The organism is Umezawaea sp. (assembly GCF_036375055.1).
Lineage (GTDB): Bacteria > Actinomycetota > Actinomycetes > Mycobacteriales > Pseudonocardiaceae > Umezawaea.
The window spans coordinates 1-17,997 of record NZ_DASUSQ010000176.1 but is presented as its reverse complement, the minus strand read 5'-3'; the positions used below and the strand labels follow the sequence as shown (position 1 = coordinate 17,997).

General features: G+C 72.0%; 11 protein-coding genes and 1 tRNA gene. 5 read left to right on the top strand and 7 right to left on the bottom strand.

Features of this window, described 5'->3' with window-relative positions:
* Window positions 1-401: 401 nt before the first annotated feature.
* The 6 genes from VFZ92_RS41320 to VFZ92_RS41295 all read right to left on the bottom strand — a co-directional run bounded on the left by VFZ92_RS41320 (window position 402) and on the right by VFZ92_RS41295 (window position 12,063).
* Window positions 402-2,297: a hypothetical protein gene (locus VFZ92_RS41320; protein ID WP_330883476.1), complete on the bottom strand. Its 1,896-nt coding sequence runs from the start codon at window positions 2,295-2,297 to the stop codon at window positions 402-404.
* The gene (locus tag VFZ92_RS41315; protein WP_330883474.1) at window positions 2,297-3,400 is read right to left on the bottom strand and encodes a VWA domain-containing protein; all 1,104 of its coding nucleotides are present in this window, start codon (window positions 3,398-3,400) and stop codon (window positions 2,297-2,299) included. The genes VFZ92_RS41320 and VFZ92_RS41315 overlap by 1 nt, the downstream gene beginning before the upstream one ends.
* A complete protein-coding gene (locus tag VFZ92_RS41310) occupies window positions 3,397-6,024 on the bottom strand; it encodes a DUF5682 family protein (protein ID WP_330883472.1) in 2,628 nt (875 codons plus the stop codon). The genes VFZ92_RS41315 and VFZ92_RS41310 overlap by 4 nt, the downstream gene beginning before the upstream one ends.
* Window positions 6,024-7,115 (bottom strand): AAA family ATPase, encoded by a 1,092-nt coding sequence (locus VFZ92_RS41305; protein ID WP_330883470.1) that lies wholly within the window; start codon window positions 7,113-7,115, stop codon window positions 6,024-6,026. Before VFZ92_RS41305 ends, VFZ92_RS41310 begins: the two co-directional genes overlap by 1 nt.
* A gap of 10 nt (window positions 7,116-7,125) precedes the next feature.
* Complete coding sequence (locus VFZ92_RS41300; protein WP_330883468.1) at window positions 7,126-10,704, bottom strand: DUF4132 domain-containing protein; 3,579 nt, start codon at window positions 10,702-10,704, stop codon at window positions 7,126-7,128.
* Between the two features lie 432 nt (window positions 10,705-11,136).
* On the bottom strand, window positions 11,137-12,063 hold the full coding sequence (locus VFZ92_RS41295) for a peptidoglycan recognition protein family protein (RefSeq protein WP_330883466.1): 927 nt from the start codon (window positions 12,061-12,063) through the stop codon (window positions 11,137-11,139).
* Window positions 12,064-12,834: 771 nt separating this feature from the next.
* On the opposite strand from VFZ92_RS41295, the gene VFZ92_RS41290 reads away from it, so the two are divergent.
* Both VFZ92_RS41290 and VFZ92_RS41285 read left to right on the top strand, forming a co-directional pair.
* On the top strand, window positions 12,835-13,875 hold the full coding sequence (locus VFZ92_RS41290) for an AraC family transcriptional regulator ligand-binding domain-containing protein (RefSeq protein WP_330883464.1): 1,041 nt from the start codon (window positions 12,835-12,837) through the stop codon (window positions 13,873-13,875).
* Between the two features lie 44 nt (window positions 13,876-13,919).
* Entirely contained in the window at window positions 13,920-14,732 is an 813-nt protein-coding gene (locus VFZ92_RS41285; RefSeq protein ID WP_330883461.1) for an SDR family oxidoreductase, read from the top strand.
* Between the two features lie 63 nt (window positions 14,733-14,795).
* On the opposite strand, the gene VFZ92_RS41280 is transcribed toward VFZ92_RS41285, so the two are convergent.
* Window positions 14,796-16,118, bottom strand: a complete 1,323-nt coding sequence (locus VFZ92_RS41280) for a M20/M25/M40 family metallo-hydrolase (RefSeq protein ID WP_330883478.1) — start codon at window positions 16,116-16,118, stop codon at window positions 14,796-14,798.
* A 119-nt stretch (window positions 16,119-16,237) separates the two neighbouring features.
* Here VFZ92_RS41280 and VFZ92_RS41275 point away from each other — a divergent pair.
* The 3 genes from VFZ92_RS41275 (at window position 16,238) to VFZ92_RS41265 (ending at window position 17,931) form a co-directional block, all read left to right on the top strand.
* A tRNA-Leu gene (locus VFZ92_RS41275) sits at window positions 16,238-16,320 on the top strand.
* Window positions 16,321-16,444: 124 nt separating this feature from the next.
* Window positions 16,445-16,912, top strand: a complete 468-nt coding sequence (locus VFZ92_RS41270; protein ID WP_330883459.1) for an AbrB/MazE/SpoVT family DNA-binding domain-containing protein — start codon at window positions 16,445-16,447, stop codon at window positions 16,910-16,912.
* Window positions 16,909-17,931 (top strand): tyrosine-type recombinase/integrase, encoded by a 1,023-nt coding sequence (locus VFZ92_RS41265; protein ID WP_330883457.1) that lies wholly within the window; start codon window positions 16,909-16,911, stop codon window positions 17,929-17,931. Before VFZ92_RS41270 ends, VFZ92_RS41265 begins: the two co-directional genes overlap by 4 nt.
* The last annotated feature ends 66 nt before the right edge of the window (window positions 17,932-17,997 follow it).

Here is a 17,997-nt window from a genome sequence, read left to right as displayed (position 1 = left end):
GACCCACCCCAAACCCCTACTACACCGGCGTTCCAGGCATGTACCTGTGCTCAGCCGCCACCCCGCCAGGCGCGGGCGTGCACGGCATGAGCGGCTACCACGCCGCCGAACAAGCCTGGAAAGCCCACCACCGCTGACCCGGCTCCCCGGACACCCTCCACCGCTGACCCGGTTTCCAGACACCCACCACCGCTGAACCCATCATTAGCCACGAACCCGCGCCCGCGCCAAGCCGATCACCACCACAACCAGGCCCGCAGTTCTCCCTGCCCCTCCTCCTGAACTCTCCTCCTGAACCCGCAACCAACCGACCGGCACCACCGAGCACCAGCCCTCTCCGGACTCTGCCCCGAAATCCCCTCAACCGACCGGCACCGCCGTACCCCGTCCACAACCAACCGTCACCGGCACTCCAGCGTGGTCAGCAACCGCACCTGCGCGTCCACCCACGTCCTCGCACTCACCTCCTCCCCAAGCGCCGCCACGGCGGCGGCGTTCCCGTGCAAACCCACCCGCCGCAACTCCGCCGCCGCGTCCCCGAGCCGCGAGCGCAGACTCGGCGTGACGTGCCGCAACCCCCGGTGCGCCGCATCCGCGCACACCGCCAGCGCCTCGTCCACCGCGTCCCCGATCAGGTCCGACTCGGGTTCGCGATACCCCGGCACCATCCCGACGTCCCCCACCGGAGCCAGGTCGAGCACCACCACACCCGCATCCGTCAGCACCGCGAGCGGGTCGATCACGACCACACCCCCGACCCGCCGCAGCGACCCGCTCACCATCGTCGGCCCGGACTCCAACGCCCCGGCCAACGCGTCCAGCGCACCAGGAGCGACACCCCGGTGGGTCGCCGAGATCGTCGCCGTCGTCCCGAACTCGTCCGCGACCACCGCGTCCAACCGCTGCGCACCGGAGGAGTACCCGACCGACCGCACCTCGGCGACCGCCACGACCCGCACCAGCTCGGCCTCCACCCGCGCCCGCACCAACCGGGGCGGCAACCGCTCCAACGCACCCGCCTCCGCCGCGAGCGACCGGACCAGCACCGGCTCGGGCAACCCCTCCCACGACCGCCCCACCGGCGTGATCGACGTCTTGGACACCCGCCCCGCCGACACCTTCAGCACCTGGCTCGCGCTGCGCGACGCCGACTCGGACACGACGTTCGACGCCGCCAGCGCACCCAGCGCCGTGCCCGCGACCCGACGGGGCGCGAGGTCGTGCCCCGTCGGCGACTCGGTCTCCCCGATCGCCCAGCGGTGCCGCAGCACCAGCGTCGTCGGACCGCTGGCGAAGAACACCTCCACCGTCCGGTCCTCGACCGTGCCGCGCACCCGGCACCCCAGCGCCGTCACCCGCACCCGGTTCATCGGCGTCTCGGCGGGCACGTCCGTGCCCAGCACCTGCGACCGCGCACCGGTCGCCCGGTGCCGCGCGTGCAGCTCCGCGACCAGTTCCGCGAACCGCTCCGGCCGGTAGTGCGCCGACCGCTCCCGATAGGCCTCCAACTGACCCACCAGGTCGTCCACCGCCGCCGCGGGCCAGTGCAGACCGCGAGCACCCAGCTCGACCCTGGTCCGCCGCAGCCCGGCGTCCAGCACCGGGTCGGCGTGCGCCGCACCGTCGAGCAGCACCCGGTCGGCCAACTCCAGCACGCCCGCCAGCCCGGCCCGGTCCGGCCCGGCGCCCCCACCGACGTCGAACCGCACCACGTCCTCGACCAGCCCGCGCTCATCGGCCTCGCGGAACGCCCACACCGCGTGCGCCACGAACTCGTCCCGCCGCGCGGCGGTCGCGTCCGCGTGCACGTAGCCCAGCTCACCCGGCACCAGGAACCGCACCGTGCACGACGGCAGCTCAGCGCTCGCGGCCGGGTCCGCCGCCGTCGGTCTGCGCAGCCGCACCGGGTAGCCTGCCGCGTGCGACCGCCGAGCCGCCGCGAACCCCCGCGCGCCCAGCAGCGCGGTGAGCGCCGCGTCGTCGATCGCACCCGGCGACCACGCCGTGAACTCCGGCGCGGGCTCGTCCTCGTGCCGACGCTGGTAGGCCAGCACCACCGCGATCCGGTGCCTGCACACCGCGTGCGCACCGCACGAACACGGCGCCGCCCCGAGCGCGACCCCGACCGGCAGCTCGACCTCCACCCCGTCGGGGAACCGACCGCGCACCGCGTCGCCCTCGACCTCGACGACCGGCCCAGCGCCCGCGTCCAGGTCCTTCGTCGCGCGCTTCACCAGACCCCGGTTGGCCAGCGCCGTCAACGCCTCCGGTGTCAACGCGAGCAGGTCGTCCCGCATCAGCCGATCCTCTCCGCGACGAACTCGGCCAGCCGACCCGGCGTCATCGCCCCCACGTGCGCGCCCACGTCCGCCAACCGCTGCGCCAGATCCCTGTCGTAGTCGGGGTTCGCGTCCTCGTCGAGCGCCGCGAGCCCCAGCACCTCGGACCCCTGCTCGACGAGCTTGCGCACGGTGCGCACCAACCGGTTCGGATCCCCGCCCTCGTAGAAGTCGGAGATCACCACGACGATCGCCCGCCTCGGGTTCTCGACCAGCCCGTCGGCGTAGGCGACGGCCTTCGCGATGTCCGTGCCACCACCGAGCTGCACCTTCATCAGCAGCTCGACCGGGTCCGTCACGTCCGAGGTCAGGTCCACCACCGACGTGTCGAACGCGATCAGGTGCGTCTTGAGACCGGGCAGACCCCACAGGCACGACGCCGACACCGCCGAGTGGATCACCGACCCCGCCATCGACCCGGACTGGTCCACCACCAGGATCAGCTGCCACTGCTCCAGGTGCCGCCGCGTGCGCGAGGAGAACATCGGCTTCTCGATGGACACCCGCCGCCGCACGGGGTCGTAGTGCGCCAGGTTCGCCCGGATCGTCCGCCGGAAGTCGAAGTTGCGGGCCTGCTTGAACGTGCTCGGCCGCCGCGACCGCGTGCCGCTGAGCGCCTGCCGCACCTCCTTGGCCAGCTTGCGCACCATCTCCGCGACCACGGCCTCCACGATGCGCCGGGCCATCGCCAGCACCTCGGGGTTCATCAGGTGCTTGGTGCGCAGCACGGCCCGCAGCAGCGCCGCGTTCGGCTCGACCCGCGCCAGCACCTCCGGGTCGGTGACGATCTCGGTGATGTCGTAGCGCTCGACGGCGTCGCGCTCCAGCCGCTCGATCGTCTCCTTCGGGAACAGCCGGTGCACGTCGTCCAGCCAGGTCACGGTCGTCAGCACCGAACCACCCTGCCCGCCGCGCCGCACATCGCGGTCCTCCCGGTCTGCCTCCCGACCGTAGAGCCACTCCAGCGCCGCGTCCCGACCCGCCGCGGGACCCTCCAGCGCGCCGCAGTGCGGCCCGGCGGGCTCTCCGAGGATCAGCCGCCACCGCTCCATCCCGGTCATGCCAACCCCTCCCGCGCGAGCACCGCGTCGACCTTGGCCTCCAACGCCATCCCGGCCGCCACCACCGCCGGGTCCACGTCGAGCCGCAGCGACCCGACGGCCCCGCCCTCGCCCCGCGCCACCAGCACCCGTTTCGCGATCGTCTCCCGCTCCGACGGCGGGAAGAACGCGAACGCCTGCCGCAACGCGGGAAGCGCGATCAGGAAGTCCTCTTCGGACAACGCGTGCACGAGTTCGTCCAACAGCCCGACCACGGCGTCGGCGGACAGCACCTCCTCGCGGGCCACCGCGAACAGCCCCGCCAGCCAGTCACCGATCGTCCTCGGCCCGGACATGCCCCGCACGGCCCGTTCCACGTCGCCGCCGTCACCCAGCGACCAGCAGAACCCGAACGCCGCACCGCGCAGGTCCGGCGGCCCCTGCGGGTCGGCGCTGACCCGCCGCAGCACCGCTACCGCCGCGTCCCGCCCGGTCTCCAGCACCGCGTCGGCGTGCAGCACCGCGTCCCTGGTCGCGGCCACCGCCAGCAACCGCCTGCGGTCAGCGGGACCCGCCCCGCCGTGCAGCCCCTCCACCAGCCACAGCAGCCGCGTCACCGCACCGCTGATCACCGCGCCCAGCACCGGACTGCCCGCCGTCCCGAACAGCCCGTCGTAGCGCCACAGCCCCACGACGGTCGCCAGCACCCGACCGAGTGCCGCCACGTCCGACACCGCCGCCACCCGAGCCCGCAACGCCGACACCACACCGTCGCCCAGCGCCGTGATCCCGCACAGCGCCGCGTCGAACAGCACCGCCGCCAGCTCGTCGACCTCCGCGTCCGGCACCCGCTCGTGCAGCACCCCGGCCGCGGCCTCGTCCAGCGTCGCCCCGTACGCCGCCGCCTCGATCAGCGCGGGCAGCCTGCCGTCGGACGGCGTCAGCCGCCACCGCTCGGTGTAGACCGGATCACCCCCACCTCTGGGCCCGGACAACCGCTGGAACCCCGCGACCCCCAGCACCCGCAACCGGTGCAGCACGCGACTGCGCCGCAACCCGAGGTCGCCGGTCAGGTCGACCGCGACCTCACCCGCGCCGTCCAGCCCCACCGCGGCCAGCTCCGCCGTCACGGCCGCGACCAGCGGGGGAGAAGGCGTCGCCGAGTGCAACCGCCCCACCCGGTCACCGCTGAGCGCCGCCACCATCTCCACCACCGCCGGGTGCGCACCCGGCCGCAGCGGCCCCCGCACCGTCCACGGCGGCGGCTGCGACAGGTCCTCCGACACCAGCGCGCCGACCAACCCGTCCAGCACGTCCGTCCGCGACGGGTGCGCGTGCCCGCGCAGCCGCGCCAACCCGTCCGCGAGCGTCCGCGCCGCGATCAGGTCAGCGGTGGACACCGGCTGGTTGCGCCGCCGCAACCGCCCCACCACCGACTCCACCAGCGCCACCCCCGCACCGGCCACCCCGTCGGTCCACAGGTGCTGGTAGTACTCCGGCGACGGCATCCCCGACTGGTAGCCGGTGAACGCGTCCAACCGCCGGAACGAGTACGGCACCAGATAACTCGCCCCCACCGCCTCCTCCGGAGGCCGCGGCACCTCAGGCCAGCCCTGCCCCGCTGCCTCCCGCCACCCCTGCCCCGCTGCCTCCTGCCAGTCCTGCCCCTCCGGCCCCGACCACCCAGACCCGGCAGATTCCCGGTGGTCTGGGCCCGTTCCCTCGGGCGGCTCCCGGCCCTCGGATTCCCGCCGGTCCCGCTCCGCCCCCTCCGGCCGCTCCTGGCCTGCGGACTTCCGCCGGTCTCGGCCTGTTCCCTCCGGCCACCCGTGTTCCGCAGGCTCTTGCCAGTCCTGTTCCGCGGACTTCCACCGGTCCCAGCCCGCGCCCTCCGGCCAGCCCTGCCCCGCAGACTCCCGCCAGTCCTGCCCCGCTCCCTCCGGCCACCCCTGGCCCGCCGGCGAGCCCTGGACCACCGGCGAGCCCTGACCCGCCGACCCGGATCGCCCCGCGGTCATCGCCCGCAGCGCGGGCGTGTGGAACCCACCCGTCACCACGACCACCGGCCGATCACCCGCGTCGGCCTGCGCCGCCCGGATCCACGACGCCATGTACGCCTCGCGCTCCACGTCCGCGTGCTCGGTCGTCGCCTCACCGCGCAGCAGGTCGAAGTACGCCGTCAACCGCTCCGCCACCCCGTCCGCGGGCTCCACCTCGAACAGGTGGTCCCACAGCGTGTCGACGTTGTCCACCGCGAACTCCCGGCACAACCTCCCCGTCACCTCGGTGTACCGCGCCTCCGCGTCGGCGTACCGGTTGCCGCGCCCCGCGAACGCCGGGTGCCACGCGGGCAGGTCGATGAACCGCACCTGCGCCCCGCACTCCCGGCCCGCGCGCAGCGCGACCCACTCGGGGGAGTAGTCGCAGAACGGCGTCCACGACGCGTGCGACCGCTCCCCGTCGCGGTAGTAGGTGTAGACCGCGACCGGTAGCTCGTGGCCGAGCAGCAGCTCGTCGAGCCGACCGTTCATGTCGACCGGCCCCTCGATCAGCACGTGCGCGGGCCGCAGCCGTGAGATCGTCGACGCCACCAGCCCGGCGCACGCCGGACTGTGGTGCCGAACCCCGATGAACGTCGTCGCCATCAGCCGGGCAGCAGGTGACGAGCCCGGTGCAGCGCCTGCCACTGCTCACCGCGCCGCTTCGACGCCTGCTGCTCCAGGTAGCGCCGCAACCTGGCCAGGTCGTCCGCGTTGTCCTTGGCCGCCGTCCCCGCCAGGCACTCCACCAGGTCCGCTGGAGTACCGGCCTCACCCCGCAGGAACCACCCGCGCAACCCGACCGCGTGCGCCACCGACACCGCCTCCGCCGTGCTCATCACCGTCGACATCCGGTCCATCGGCTGCCCCGACGACGTCACCCCGTCCCGCAGCTCCCGGAACGTCGTCACCAGCACCTCCAGCACGTCCCGCCGCGGCTGCACCCCGACCCCGGACCGCTCCAGCAGCGTCCGCGCCTCCTGCTCCACCAGGTCCAGCTCGGTGCCGAAGTCGGCGATCGGGAACACCGTCTCGAAGTTGAACCGCCGCTTGAGCGCCGCGCTCATCTCGTTGACCCCTCGGTCGCGCGTGTTGGCCGTCGCGATGACGGTGAACCCGTCGTTGGCGAACACCATCCCGTCCGACCCCGGCAGCTCCGGGATCGCCACCACCCGCTCGGACAGCAGCGACAGCAGGCTGTCCTGCACCTCCAGCGGGCACCGGGTGATCTCCTCGAACCGCACGACCTTCCCCTCGGCCATGCCCCGCAGCATCGGTGCGGGCACCAGCGACCGCGGCGACGGCCCCTCCGCGACCAGCAGCGCGTAGTTCCACGAGTACTTGATCTGGTCCTCGGTCGTCGCCGCGCCCCCCTGGATCGTCAGCGTCGACTCCCCGCACACCGCCGCCGCGATCAGCTCCGACAGCAGCGACTTCGCCGTGCCCGGCTCACCGACCAGCATCAACCCGCGACTGGTCGCCAACGTCACCAGCGCCCGGTCGATCAGCGACGGGTCGCCGACGAACTTGCGGGTGATTCCCTCCCGCTCGTCACCGACGATGAACCGCCGAGCCCCTTGCAGGCTCAGCGCCCACCCCGGCGGCCGGTGCGCGGTGTCGCTCTCGCGCAGCCGCGCCAACTCGTCGGCGAACCTGACCTCGGCCGGTGGCCGCTGGACCTTCGTGGTGTCGGACAACGGTTCTTCCTCAGTTCGTCAGGGAGGTCAGGTCGGCCAGCACTTCGGACGCCGTGATCGGGTCGAGTTCACCGAACGTCCGCGACCCGCCGCGCCGCCACGCGCCGCCGCGGTCGTTGAGCCAGACGTCGGTCAACTCCTGGTCCTCGAACATCGTGACGACACCGACCGCGATACCGGGGTTCAGGTTGACCACGACCGTCCCACCGGCCACCGGTCGGGTGATCCAGCACTCCATGCCCGCGTCCTGCGGCTCGCCGCGCTGCCACCCCCTGTTGGTCAGCCCGAGCAGCTTGCCGACCGGGACCGTGGTGTTCTGGAACCGCTTGAGCGTCGACGCCGTCCGCTCGTCCTCGGACAGCCGGTGGACCGGTCTGCCCAGCTGCGGGAACGGCTGGAGGATCTCGTAGTCGGCGAACACCTCCGCCCACCCACCGAGCGAGTCGCCCAGGTCGAGCGGGTGCGCGATCCCCACGACCGCGTCCTCGGCCAGTTCCACCGCGTCGTCGTGCACGTCGGCGAGCGTGCGGTCCTCGGCCAGCCGGAACGCCCGCCCGTCCTCGGTGATCCACACCAGCCGCCGCACGACGTGCCACAGCAGCGGGTGCTCGGCGAACAACGACCGGAACTCCGCGGCGGACCACCGCCGCCGCAGCACCATCGCCGCCTCGAACCGGCGGATCTGGTCGGCCGCGACGGTGCGCACGTCCTTCTTCAACACCCCGAACCGCTTGTGCTCCGCGGGCGCCAACTCCGGGTCGTCCTTCGCGCCCGGCTTCGGCAGGTCCTTGCGCCGCTTGCCGTCGCCGTCCACCATGTACGGCTTGAGCTGCTCGTCGAAGCCGACCACGAACCGCCGCGGCCCGTAGTCGACCACCAGCGTCGCCGCGTCGTCCAGCCCGAAGTCCGGCACGAGCCGGTCGGCCAGCTGGTCCCCGGTCAGCCCGAGCGCGGCGGCGACCTCCTCGATCTTCTCCCGCGCCCGCGTCTTCAACCCGCCGAACTGGGCCTTCTGCGCGATCCCGTTGAGGTGCAGCAGCGCCACGTCGCTGCCGATCGCCGCCAGCACCCCGAGCCCGGCCACCGCCTTGGAGTGCCCGCCCTCACCGGGCCACGCCCGGATCACCGGCGCCAGCGCCCGCACGGTCTCGTCGTCGCCGACCAGCCCCTGCGCGGGCAGCACCCACCCGTCCTTCGGCGGTGTCCCGTTGGCCCGCCACGCCTCGAACGCCGCCCACGCGAACCGCGCCAGCGACTCCGGGTCGCACACCTCCCGCACCACCTCGACACCCGCGTACACGTCGTCGGGCTTGGACATCGCCAGCATCACCAGCACGTGCCCGGCCGCCACCACGGGCAGCGCGTTCCGCCGGTCCCGCAGCAGGATCCGGGGGAGCAGCACCGGATCCGCCCAGTCACCGACCACGGGCATCTTCGCCGGGAGGTGGTCCAGCGGGTCGGCGGCGATCAGCGCCTCCGCCGCCCGCACGACCCGGTCCCCGTGCTCGGCCGCCACCCGCCGCACCACGTCGCCGTGCCCGCGCGCCGCGACCAGCCGCAGCGCGGCCTCGGCCTCCCGCCGCGCCTTGCCCGGCTTCGCCAGCGCGGCGGGCAGCAGCGCCCGCACCGCGACCTCCGGGTGCCGCAGGAACCACGCGACCGCGACGGCGTGCACCGACTTGAGCCGCGCCAACCAGTCCGCCATCAGCAACGCGACCTCGCCGTCGGCGAACGGCAGCAGCACCTCCGCGCCCGCCGTCGGATCCGCTCTCGCGATCCGCAGGGCGACCGGGAGCGCGTCGACCTCGAAGCGGGCCACGAACGGCTTCGCCCAGTCCATCGCCGACCACATCTCCGGCCGCCAGTCCACGAGGTGGCGGCGCAGCAACTCCTTGGGGGCCTTCAACACCAGCGCGGGCTGCATGTGGTGGGGGATGTTGCCCGCCAGCAGCCGAGCGACCGCGACCGCCCACTCGGGGAACGTCGCGTCGGCCCAGTAGTAGTCGCCGAACGCCTCCGACCACACCTCCCGCTCACCCGGCTGCCACCGGACCTCCCGCGTCGTCGGCGACTCCAGCCCGGCCACGACGACCGGCTTCACCGCCGCGCGCTCGACCGTCCACGGAGGAGCGACCAGCACCCGCGGCAGCAGGTCCGCGGGTGCGTCCGGCACGGACTCCTCGTCCGCGACCGCCGACTCGACCGCCGCCCGCGAACCCTCGTCCAACCCCGGCAGCACCGCCGCCACGAGGTCGGGGTTGGCCCTCACGTGCCCGACCAGCAACGACGTCACCGTCGCCGACCCGCTCACGGCGGCCAACACCCGCAGCGCCCGCTCCGGGTACCGCTTGATCGCGCTGACCACGGCGGCCAGCACGAACTTCTCGTCCACCCGGTCCACCAGCAGCCTGAACGCCTCGTCGGTCGGCAGCCACGCGAGCGCCTCGACCACGAGCCTGCGCTGCTCCGCGCCCGTCTCGTCGTCGAGCAGCCCGGCCAGGACGGGGGCGATGCCCGAGCCGACCGCGCACACCACGGTCGGCAGGACGTCCTTGTCGGCGGCCCACCACCGGTACGCGTCCACGGCGAACACCGCCCGCACCTGCTCGACCGTCCGCAGGGACGTGAGGAACAGCCTGTGCTCCTCCACCAGGGAACCCCCGGCCAGCACCTCGGTGACCAGCTCGTCGATCCACTCGCCCCTGGTCGGCGCCAGGAACGCCGCGATCGTCCGCGTCAGCAGGTCGTCGCGCCGCGTGGACAACGCCTCCACCGCGGCCAGGTAGTCGGCCTCGGCCGCTCCGGCCAGCAACACCCGCAGCCGCTCCACGACCTGGCGGTTGGCGTACGGCCAGGTGTGACGGTCCTCGGTGCGCCACCCCACCGCCGCCGTCGAGCGGTTGCGCCGACCCGACCAGAAGACGAGCAGCCGCCCGAGGTCGCTCGCCGCCTGCGCCGCGAACGCGAACCCGTGCCGGACGACCCACGCGTCCGCGAGGGTGGCGATGTCCTCCCTGCCGTAGTACCGCGACGCCTCGTCGGTCAGCGCCGCCCCCACGACCGCCGCCCCCAGCGGCGTCGGACGACCGTCCAGGTAGGCCCGCGCCGCGTCCACGAGGTCCGGCACCGACTCCGGGTTCACCAGCAGCGCGGTCAACCGGTCGGGACGCGGCTCCAACTTGGACCGCAGGAAGGCCTCGACGTCCCGAGCGGACTTGACCGCTCGCCGCCCACCCTGCCCACGCCCCGGTTTGACCGCGACGCGCCACGACGGCGGCACCACGAACGCCGACTCGTCCGGCCGCTCGGTGGCAGCGACCGCCGCACCCCCGTCCTCGGCGACAGCGACCGCCGCACCCCCGTCGGAGACCGGCACGGGCACGCCACCGACCTCCCGGTACCCCTTCCTCACCTTCTCCGCCACGAGCTTGTCCACGTGCGCCACCGCGAGCGCGTCCGACGCGAAGTCCTTGACCTTGGTCTGCCCCGCCGAACCGAGCCGCCCGTAGCGCACGGTCACCCCTGTGCCGTTCCGCCCGACCTCCCAGAACTTCGCGGAGCCATCGGCAACGAGTTCCCACCTGCGCACGGCACATCTCCCAGTTCGGTTCGACTGGGGAGCACGGTAGAGGCGAGGTCCGACAATTCCGCACGCGACCCCTCTGACCAGGGGAGACCATCCGGCGGCAGGGCAACCGCACCCCGGCCCGACGTGCTGACCGCAGAGACCCCGGCGAACCCGGAGCCCGCCGGCACCGCCCGCTCGTGGGCTGGTGGGCGGGCACCGCCGTCTCGGTCGTCGTTTCCCCGCAACGCCAAGAAGAACCGGCCACCACGTGGGCCGTCAGGTTCGGCCTCGGCCTGTCCCTGCCGGCGTTCCTCCTGACCCGCGCGGCGGTAGCCCGCCCTCCAGCGCGCGGCACCGAGGCACGCTAATCGACCGGGTGGACGGCCGGCAGCCCGGTGCCACCGGTCCGCCGACCGCCGGGGGCGACGCCCTGAGCAGGTCCGCCGAGTGCGATCAGGGCCGGTAGGTCTCGAGGGTGACGGCCACGTCCTGCGTCCCCTCCAGGTAGCGGAAGGACAGGCCGGTGGTGCCGGGAGTGAGCTGGATGGACACGTAGGCGTCGGGCTTCACGGTGATGGTCGCCAGGGGAGTCCCGAACCCCGACGCCGAACTCCAGACCTCCACCGTCGCCTCGCTGTTGGGCGCGTGGAGGTGGACCCACGCCTGACCGTTGACCGGGACGCTCAGCGATCCCTCGACGGGCGGGACGGCGACGGAGTACCACTTGCGGTCACCATCGCCCTCGTGGGCGGGGATCGTCGTGTTGATGAGAGCCACGTTGTCATCCTCCGATGAAGGGGTTGATGGATCCCAGTTGCCGATGTCGCGGCGCACGGCCGCCATGTCGATCGTCTGCCCTGGGGCGAAGCCGGGGTCCCACTTGCCGTCACCCGTGCGGCCGTTCGTCTCGGCGTGGGCCCGGACGTGCTCCGGGTCGCCCCCGGCGAACAGGTCGACGACGGCCCTGCCGAACAGGATCATCGACCGCCACTGGGCGTCGGTCATGGGCTGGTTGCCCGGGTAGACGATCTCCAGACCGACGGTGTAGCGGTTCATGTTCCCGGCGTACGGGCTGAGCGGGCCGAGGGACGGGCCCGCGCCGCGGCCCGCGTGGTAGGCCAGGCCGGAGGCGATCACCGTGAACGATCCGTCCGAATTGCCCGAGAAGTTGCACAGAGCACCGGGGAGGTCGGGCCGCCCGGTGACGAGGGCCTGGAACGCCGAGCCGTAACCGGTCGCCGTGTGGTGGAGGACCGCGCCGACCGGACTGATCTGCGACACCCCGGAGTTGCCCCGGCCGTCCCAGCCGGGCCACTCGTGGACCGTCGCGCCACGCCGCCTGAGTTCGTTCACGAGGTCGCGGACCGCGCCCATGGACATGACCTCCTGTTTGACGTGCCTCGTGGGGAGGGAAGACAGTGCTGCGGCAGCACCCGGGCCACCGGAGGGGGTGGCGGTGCTCGCCCGCGCCGATCACCGCGGTGCCAACCTGCGCGGACGTCCGAGAAGACGCGGGGAAGGGGCCGGGCTCCACCGCCGCGCACCCGTGGCTCATCACGTCGACACGGTCTGGCGGCGTCTGATCCGGGTGAGCGGCCACGGTCGAGGTGACCGGCCCGGAGCGCCGTTCGGCCAACGCTTCCACCACGTCTACGGTAGTGGGACTCGGTCGCTCCGAACACCGCCGAGAGCGTTCACCGCACCGCGCCGACGCGGATCGCCCGACCAGGAGCCGACCAAGATCACTCGTCGCCCGCACGGCGAACGAGTACCCCCGCGCTGGGTGGACCACACGTCCGCGGGCGTGGACCCGGCGTCCCGGCACCGGCTCCGGCGAGCAGTTCTTCGGGCGTCGTGACCGGCTGAACAGGCCAGAACCGGGCCCCACCCGCGGGAAGAGCCGCCGCGCCGGGGGACGACGAACGTCGTCTCATCTGGCCGCCCCGCCACCGCGGACACCGGACGTCCCGCCGCGATCGGAGCCTCGACACCGCCGAGCCAGTACCCCGTCGTTCTCCTTGTTGGCCACGAACGTGTCTACGTGCGCCACAGCCAAAGCGTTCGATGCGACGTTCCGCGGCCCGCCCCCTCCGCGCCCGTTCCGGCGAATACGGTGGAACCGCCACCGCCACCACGACCAGGAGAGCAGACGTGGACAGGTTCGCGCTCGACACGACCGCGGGTGCCCTGCTGCACGACCTCGGGATATCCCTGCCGAACGTGCTCCGACGAGCGGGCCAGCCCGCGGACCTGCTGGCCCACGGGCCCGTCACCCTCGAATCGCGAGACTACTTCGCGTTCTGGGAGGCGCTGGAAGCCGAGGCCGACAGCCCGGACCTCGTCGTGCGCATCGGCCGGTCGCTCTCACCGGAGGTGTTCAACCCACCCATGTTCGCCGCGCTGTGCAGCCGCGACCTCGACACCGCGGCCCGCAGGCTTGCGGGCTACAAGGCGCTCATCGGCCCCCTGCGCCTGGACGTGACCACTGGTGGAACAGACCTGACGCTGACCTGCCTGTGGCCCGACGGCCACACCCCGCCACCCGTCCTCGTGATCGCCGAACTCGTGTTCTGGGTGGCGATGGCGCGCATCGGCACCCGCCACGACGTGCGTCCGCTCCGGCTCACCGTGCCCGACGTCCCCGACGACACCCGACCGTTCCTCGACTACCTCGGCATCGACGTGGAGCAGGCACCGCGGCCCGCGATCACGTTCGCGGCCGACGACGCCCACCGGCCGTTCCTCACCGCCAACGAGCTGATGTGGCAGTACTTCGAACCCGAACTGCGCAAGCGGCTGTCCGAGGTCAACCGCGACGCCTCGACCACCGACCGGGTGCGCGCCGCGCTCCTGGAACTCCTCCCCACCGGCCAGGGCACGATGCAGGGCGTCGCCCGCTCGCTGGCCGTCAGCACCCGCACGCTGCAACGCAGGCTGCTGCGCGAGCGGACCACGTTCCAGGCCGTTCTCACCGACACCAGGACCACGCTGGCGCACCGGTACCTGCGCGACGACGACCTCACCACCGAGCAGATCTCGTTCCTGCTCGGCTACGACGACCCCAAGTCGTTCTACCGGGCCTACCGCTCCTGGACGGGCAGCACACCGGCCCGAACCCGCGCGGAACGGGTGGCGCACATGGCCACCGGGACGGCGCGTCTCGCTACTGCCGCCGCTGATTCCCCTTCCTAGGGTGGAGAACAAGACGAACCCCTCCACCCGAAACGAGAACCACGATGTCCCAGACCGTTCTGATCACCGGCACCTCCTCGGGCATCGGCCGAGCCACGGCCCTCGCGTTCCACGCCCGCAGCTGGAACGTGGTCGCCACCATGCGCGACCCCCGTGCCGAGCAGGAGCTGACCGCACTCGACAACGTTCTCGTCACCCGCCTGGACGTCACCGACCAGACGTCGATCGACGAGGCCGTCGCCGCGACCACGGCCAGGTTCGGCGGCATCGACGTCCTGGTCAACAACGCGGGCTACGGCGCCTACGGGCCGCTCGAGGCGTTCCCGGCCGCCCGCATCAGGCAGCAGTTCGACACCAACGTGATCGGCCTGCTCGCCACCACCCAGGCGGTCCTGCCGCACCTGCGCGCCAAGGGGTCGGGCTGCGTCGTCAACATCAGCTCGATCGGCGGCCGGGTGACGTTCCCCCTCGGCAGCCTCTACCACGGGTCGAAGTTCGCCGTCGAAGGCATCTCGGAGTCCCTGCACTTCGAACTGGCCCCGCTGGGCATCAAGGTCAAGATCATCGAGCCCGGCGCCGTCGCCACCGAGTTCACGGGCCGCTCGCTCGACTTCGCCAACGACGACTCCCTGACCGACTACCAGCCCATCGTGCAGAAGGTGATCGCGGGGTTCCAGGACTTCCTCACCGCGGCGGCGCAACCCTCCCTCGTGGCCGACGTCATCGTCACCGCCGCCACCGACGGCACCGACCAGCTGCGCTACACCGCGGGAGACGACGTCAAGGCCGCCCTCGACGCCCGCGCCAGCACCGACGACACCTTCATCGCGGGCGTCAAAGCCCAGTTCGCCCTCTGACACCACCGCGCGACCCGGTCACGACCGGCCGGAGCGCGACATCCGCGCCCCGGCCGCTCGACGTCACGAGTTCCGCAGGAACCGCTCCAACACCCGCACACCGAACTTCAGCGCGTCCACCGGCACCCGCTCGTCCACCCCGTGGAACAGGGCCGAGAAGTCCAGGTCCGCGGGCAGCTTCAACGGCGCGAACCCGAAGTTCCGAATCCCCAGCCGTTGGAACGACTTCGCGTCCGTGCCACCCGACAACATGTAGGGCAGCACCCGCGCACCGGGGTCCTCAGCCGTGATCGACGCGGCCATCGCGTCCACCAACGCCCCGTCGAACGTCGTCTCCACCGGCGGCAACCCGACCCACTCGCGCTCCACGTCAGGCCCGAGCAGCTCCGCCAGTTCCCGGTCGAACGCCTCCTCCCGACCGGGCAGGATCCGGCAGTCCACAGTGGCCTGCGCCACCGACGGGATCACGTTCGCCTTGTAGCCCGCCGACAACATCGTCGGGTTGGCGGTGTCCCTCAACGTCGCCCCGATCATCCGCGACAACGCCCCGAGCTTCCCGACCGCCCCTTCGAGGTCCTCCTCGGGGAAGTCCCACCCGGTGATCTCCGTGACCCCGTCCAGGAACTCCCGCACCGACGGCCGCACCACCAGCGGGAACTGGTGGTTGCCCAGCTTCGTCACCGCCTCGGCCAACTTCGCCACCGCGTTGTCCCGGTGGATCATCGACCCGTGCCCGGCGGTCCCGCGCACCCGCAGCGTCAACCACCGGATCCCCTTCTCGGCGGTCTCCACCAGGTAGGCGCGGGCGTCGTCCTTCAACGTGATCGAGAACCCACCGACCTCGCTGATCGCCTCCGTGACCCCCTCGAACAGCTCGGGCCGGTTCTCCACCAGCCACTTCGCCCCGAAGAACCCGCCGGCCTCCTCATCCGCCAGGAAAGCGAACACGATGTCCCGAGGAGGCACGATCCCATCTCGTTTGAACCGGCGCGCCACGGCCAGCGACATGGCGACCATGTCCTTCATGTCGACAGCCCCGCGCCCCCACACGTACCCGTCCTGCACAGCCCCGGAGAACGGGTGCACAGACCACTCGGACGGGTCAGCGGGCACCACGTCCAGGTGACCGTGCACGAGCAACGCCCCCCGCTCCCGATCAGCCCCGGCCAGCCGGGCGATGACGTTCCCCCGCCCCTTCGCCCCGGACTCGACGTAGGTCGTCTCGTACCCCACCTCGGCCAGCTTCTCAGCCACCCACTCGGCAGCGGCCCGCTCCCCGACCACGGTCGACGGATCCCCGGTGTTCGTGCTGTCGATCCGAATCAACTCGCTGGCCAGCCCCACGACCTCGTCCTGCGCCAGCAGCAGCCCCGCACCCTCATCCAAGTTGCTCACGCAGCCTTCCTACCACTGCTTCCACTCCCTGGAACCTCCCAGACACCCCCCGATTTTGGTCTCTGGGAACGATCATGTAATCTATGCACACACCACGGCGAAAGCCGAAAGACCGGGTGGCGGAATGGCAGACGCGCTAGCTTGAGGTGCTAGTGCCCGAAAGGGCGTGGGGGTTCAAGTCCCCCCTCGGTCACTCACAGCTGCGAAATTTCGCAAGCCTACAGGGTCAGTTTCACGTCTTCCAGGGTGCTCGGAGCAGTCTTCCGGGTGCCCTGGAAGACGTTGCCGTCGATCGCCCACCCTGGGTGGTGTCGCGTATGACCGCCGAGTCGATCATTCCTGCACTGGTCCACCCGGTGCGGGACACCGTGGCCTCGATCGCCCGGTCGGGGGAGATCTCCGGGTTGCCGTTGCCGCGGCTCGCGACGTTGCCGCACGAACGGCCGATGCTCTACGGGATGGCCACCCTCGACCGTGGCGGCCGGTTCGGCGATCGTCGGATGATGCGTGCCCTGGGCTGGCGGTCGGATGAGCATCTCGATGTCGCGCTGGTGCGGGACGTGGTTCTGATCCGGCCTGACGAGGAGGGCCTGTTCCGAGTGCCGCCTGGGCTGTTGGCGGTGGTTCCCGCTCCCGTGCGGCACTGGTGCGCACTGTCGCCGGGGGACCGGGTGCTGCTGGTCGCGGACCTGGAACGGGGTGTGCTGGCGGTGCACACCACGACCACGTTGGATCGACTGGTGTTGGCTCACCACGCGAGGGTGTTCGGCGGTGATGACGCGTGAGCGCCGCTACGCCGGATCGCGCGACCATCGACGCGGCCCTGCTGTTGCTCAAAAGTCTGGGCGTGTCGGCTGCGGATCTGGTGGCTGAGCCGGTGGAGCGAGCGTACGTGCCGACCTTCGCCGAGTATGTGCCGATCGTGCGGAACGTGACGAGTCCGGGAACCCTGCGCGTCTACGGGCCGTATTGGAACCGGGCGCTGGAACGCTGGGGCGGCAGGCGCCTGGACGAGGTCACCCCGTCCGACATCGGCGCGTTGGCTCAGTACGTGCGGGCCAATCGGGTGGTACGTCGCAACGGCCGGGGCGGCGGGAACGCGGTGGAGCACCTGATCGCGGCGTTGCGGTGTCTGTACAAGCACGCGGTCGCCGACGGCCTCCTCACCGAGGCGCAGAACCCGGCGATGAAGGTGGACAAACCGCGCCGTAAACCCTCCACCCGACACGGTCTGCCCGACGAGCGGGTGGCCGATCTGGTCGAGGTGGCCTCGCGAACCGGGGACGATCCGGCGTTGGACGCGCTGATGCTGCGGTTCCACATCGAGACCGCGTGCCGTCGCGGGGGACTTCTATCGTTGCACTGCAAGGATCTGGATCCGGAACAGTGCTTGGTGTTGTTGCACGAGAAGGCCGACACCCACCGCTGGCAGCCGGTGTCACCGACGCTGATGGCGCATCTGCTGGCGCATGCGGAGAAGCGCGGCGGGGATCACGGTGGTCCGTTGTTCCGTCACGCCAACGGCAGCCCGATCTCCAAGCGGCGCTACGACTACCTGTGGGAGAGGTTAGGTAAGCATTTGCCGTGGGTGGCGACGCAGATGGTGACCGCGCACTGGTTGCGCCACACCACGTTGACGTGGGTGGAACGCAATTTCAGCTATGCGGTCACCAGGGCGTTTGCCGGGCATGTCGGTCCTGGTGACGCGGGTGCGACCACGACCTACGTGCGTGCCGATATCCAGGAGGTCGCGACCGCGCTCGCCGCGCTGACTGAGGAGCCGCATCCGCTGGCGAAAACCTAGAGTTCTGCGATGCACACGTTGGTGGAGTTGGTGCAGGCTCTCTTTGCGCCTGCACCAACTCCACCA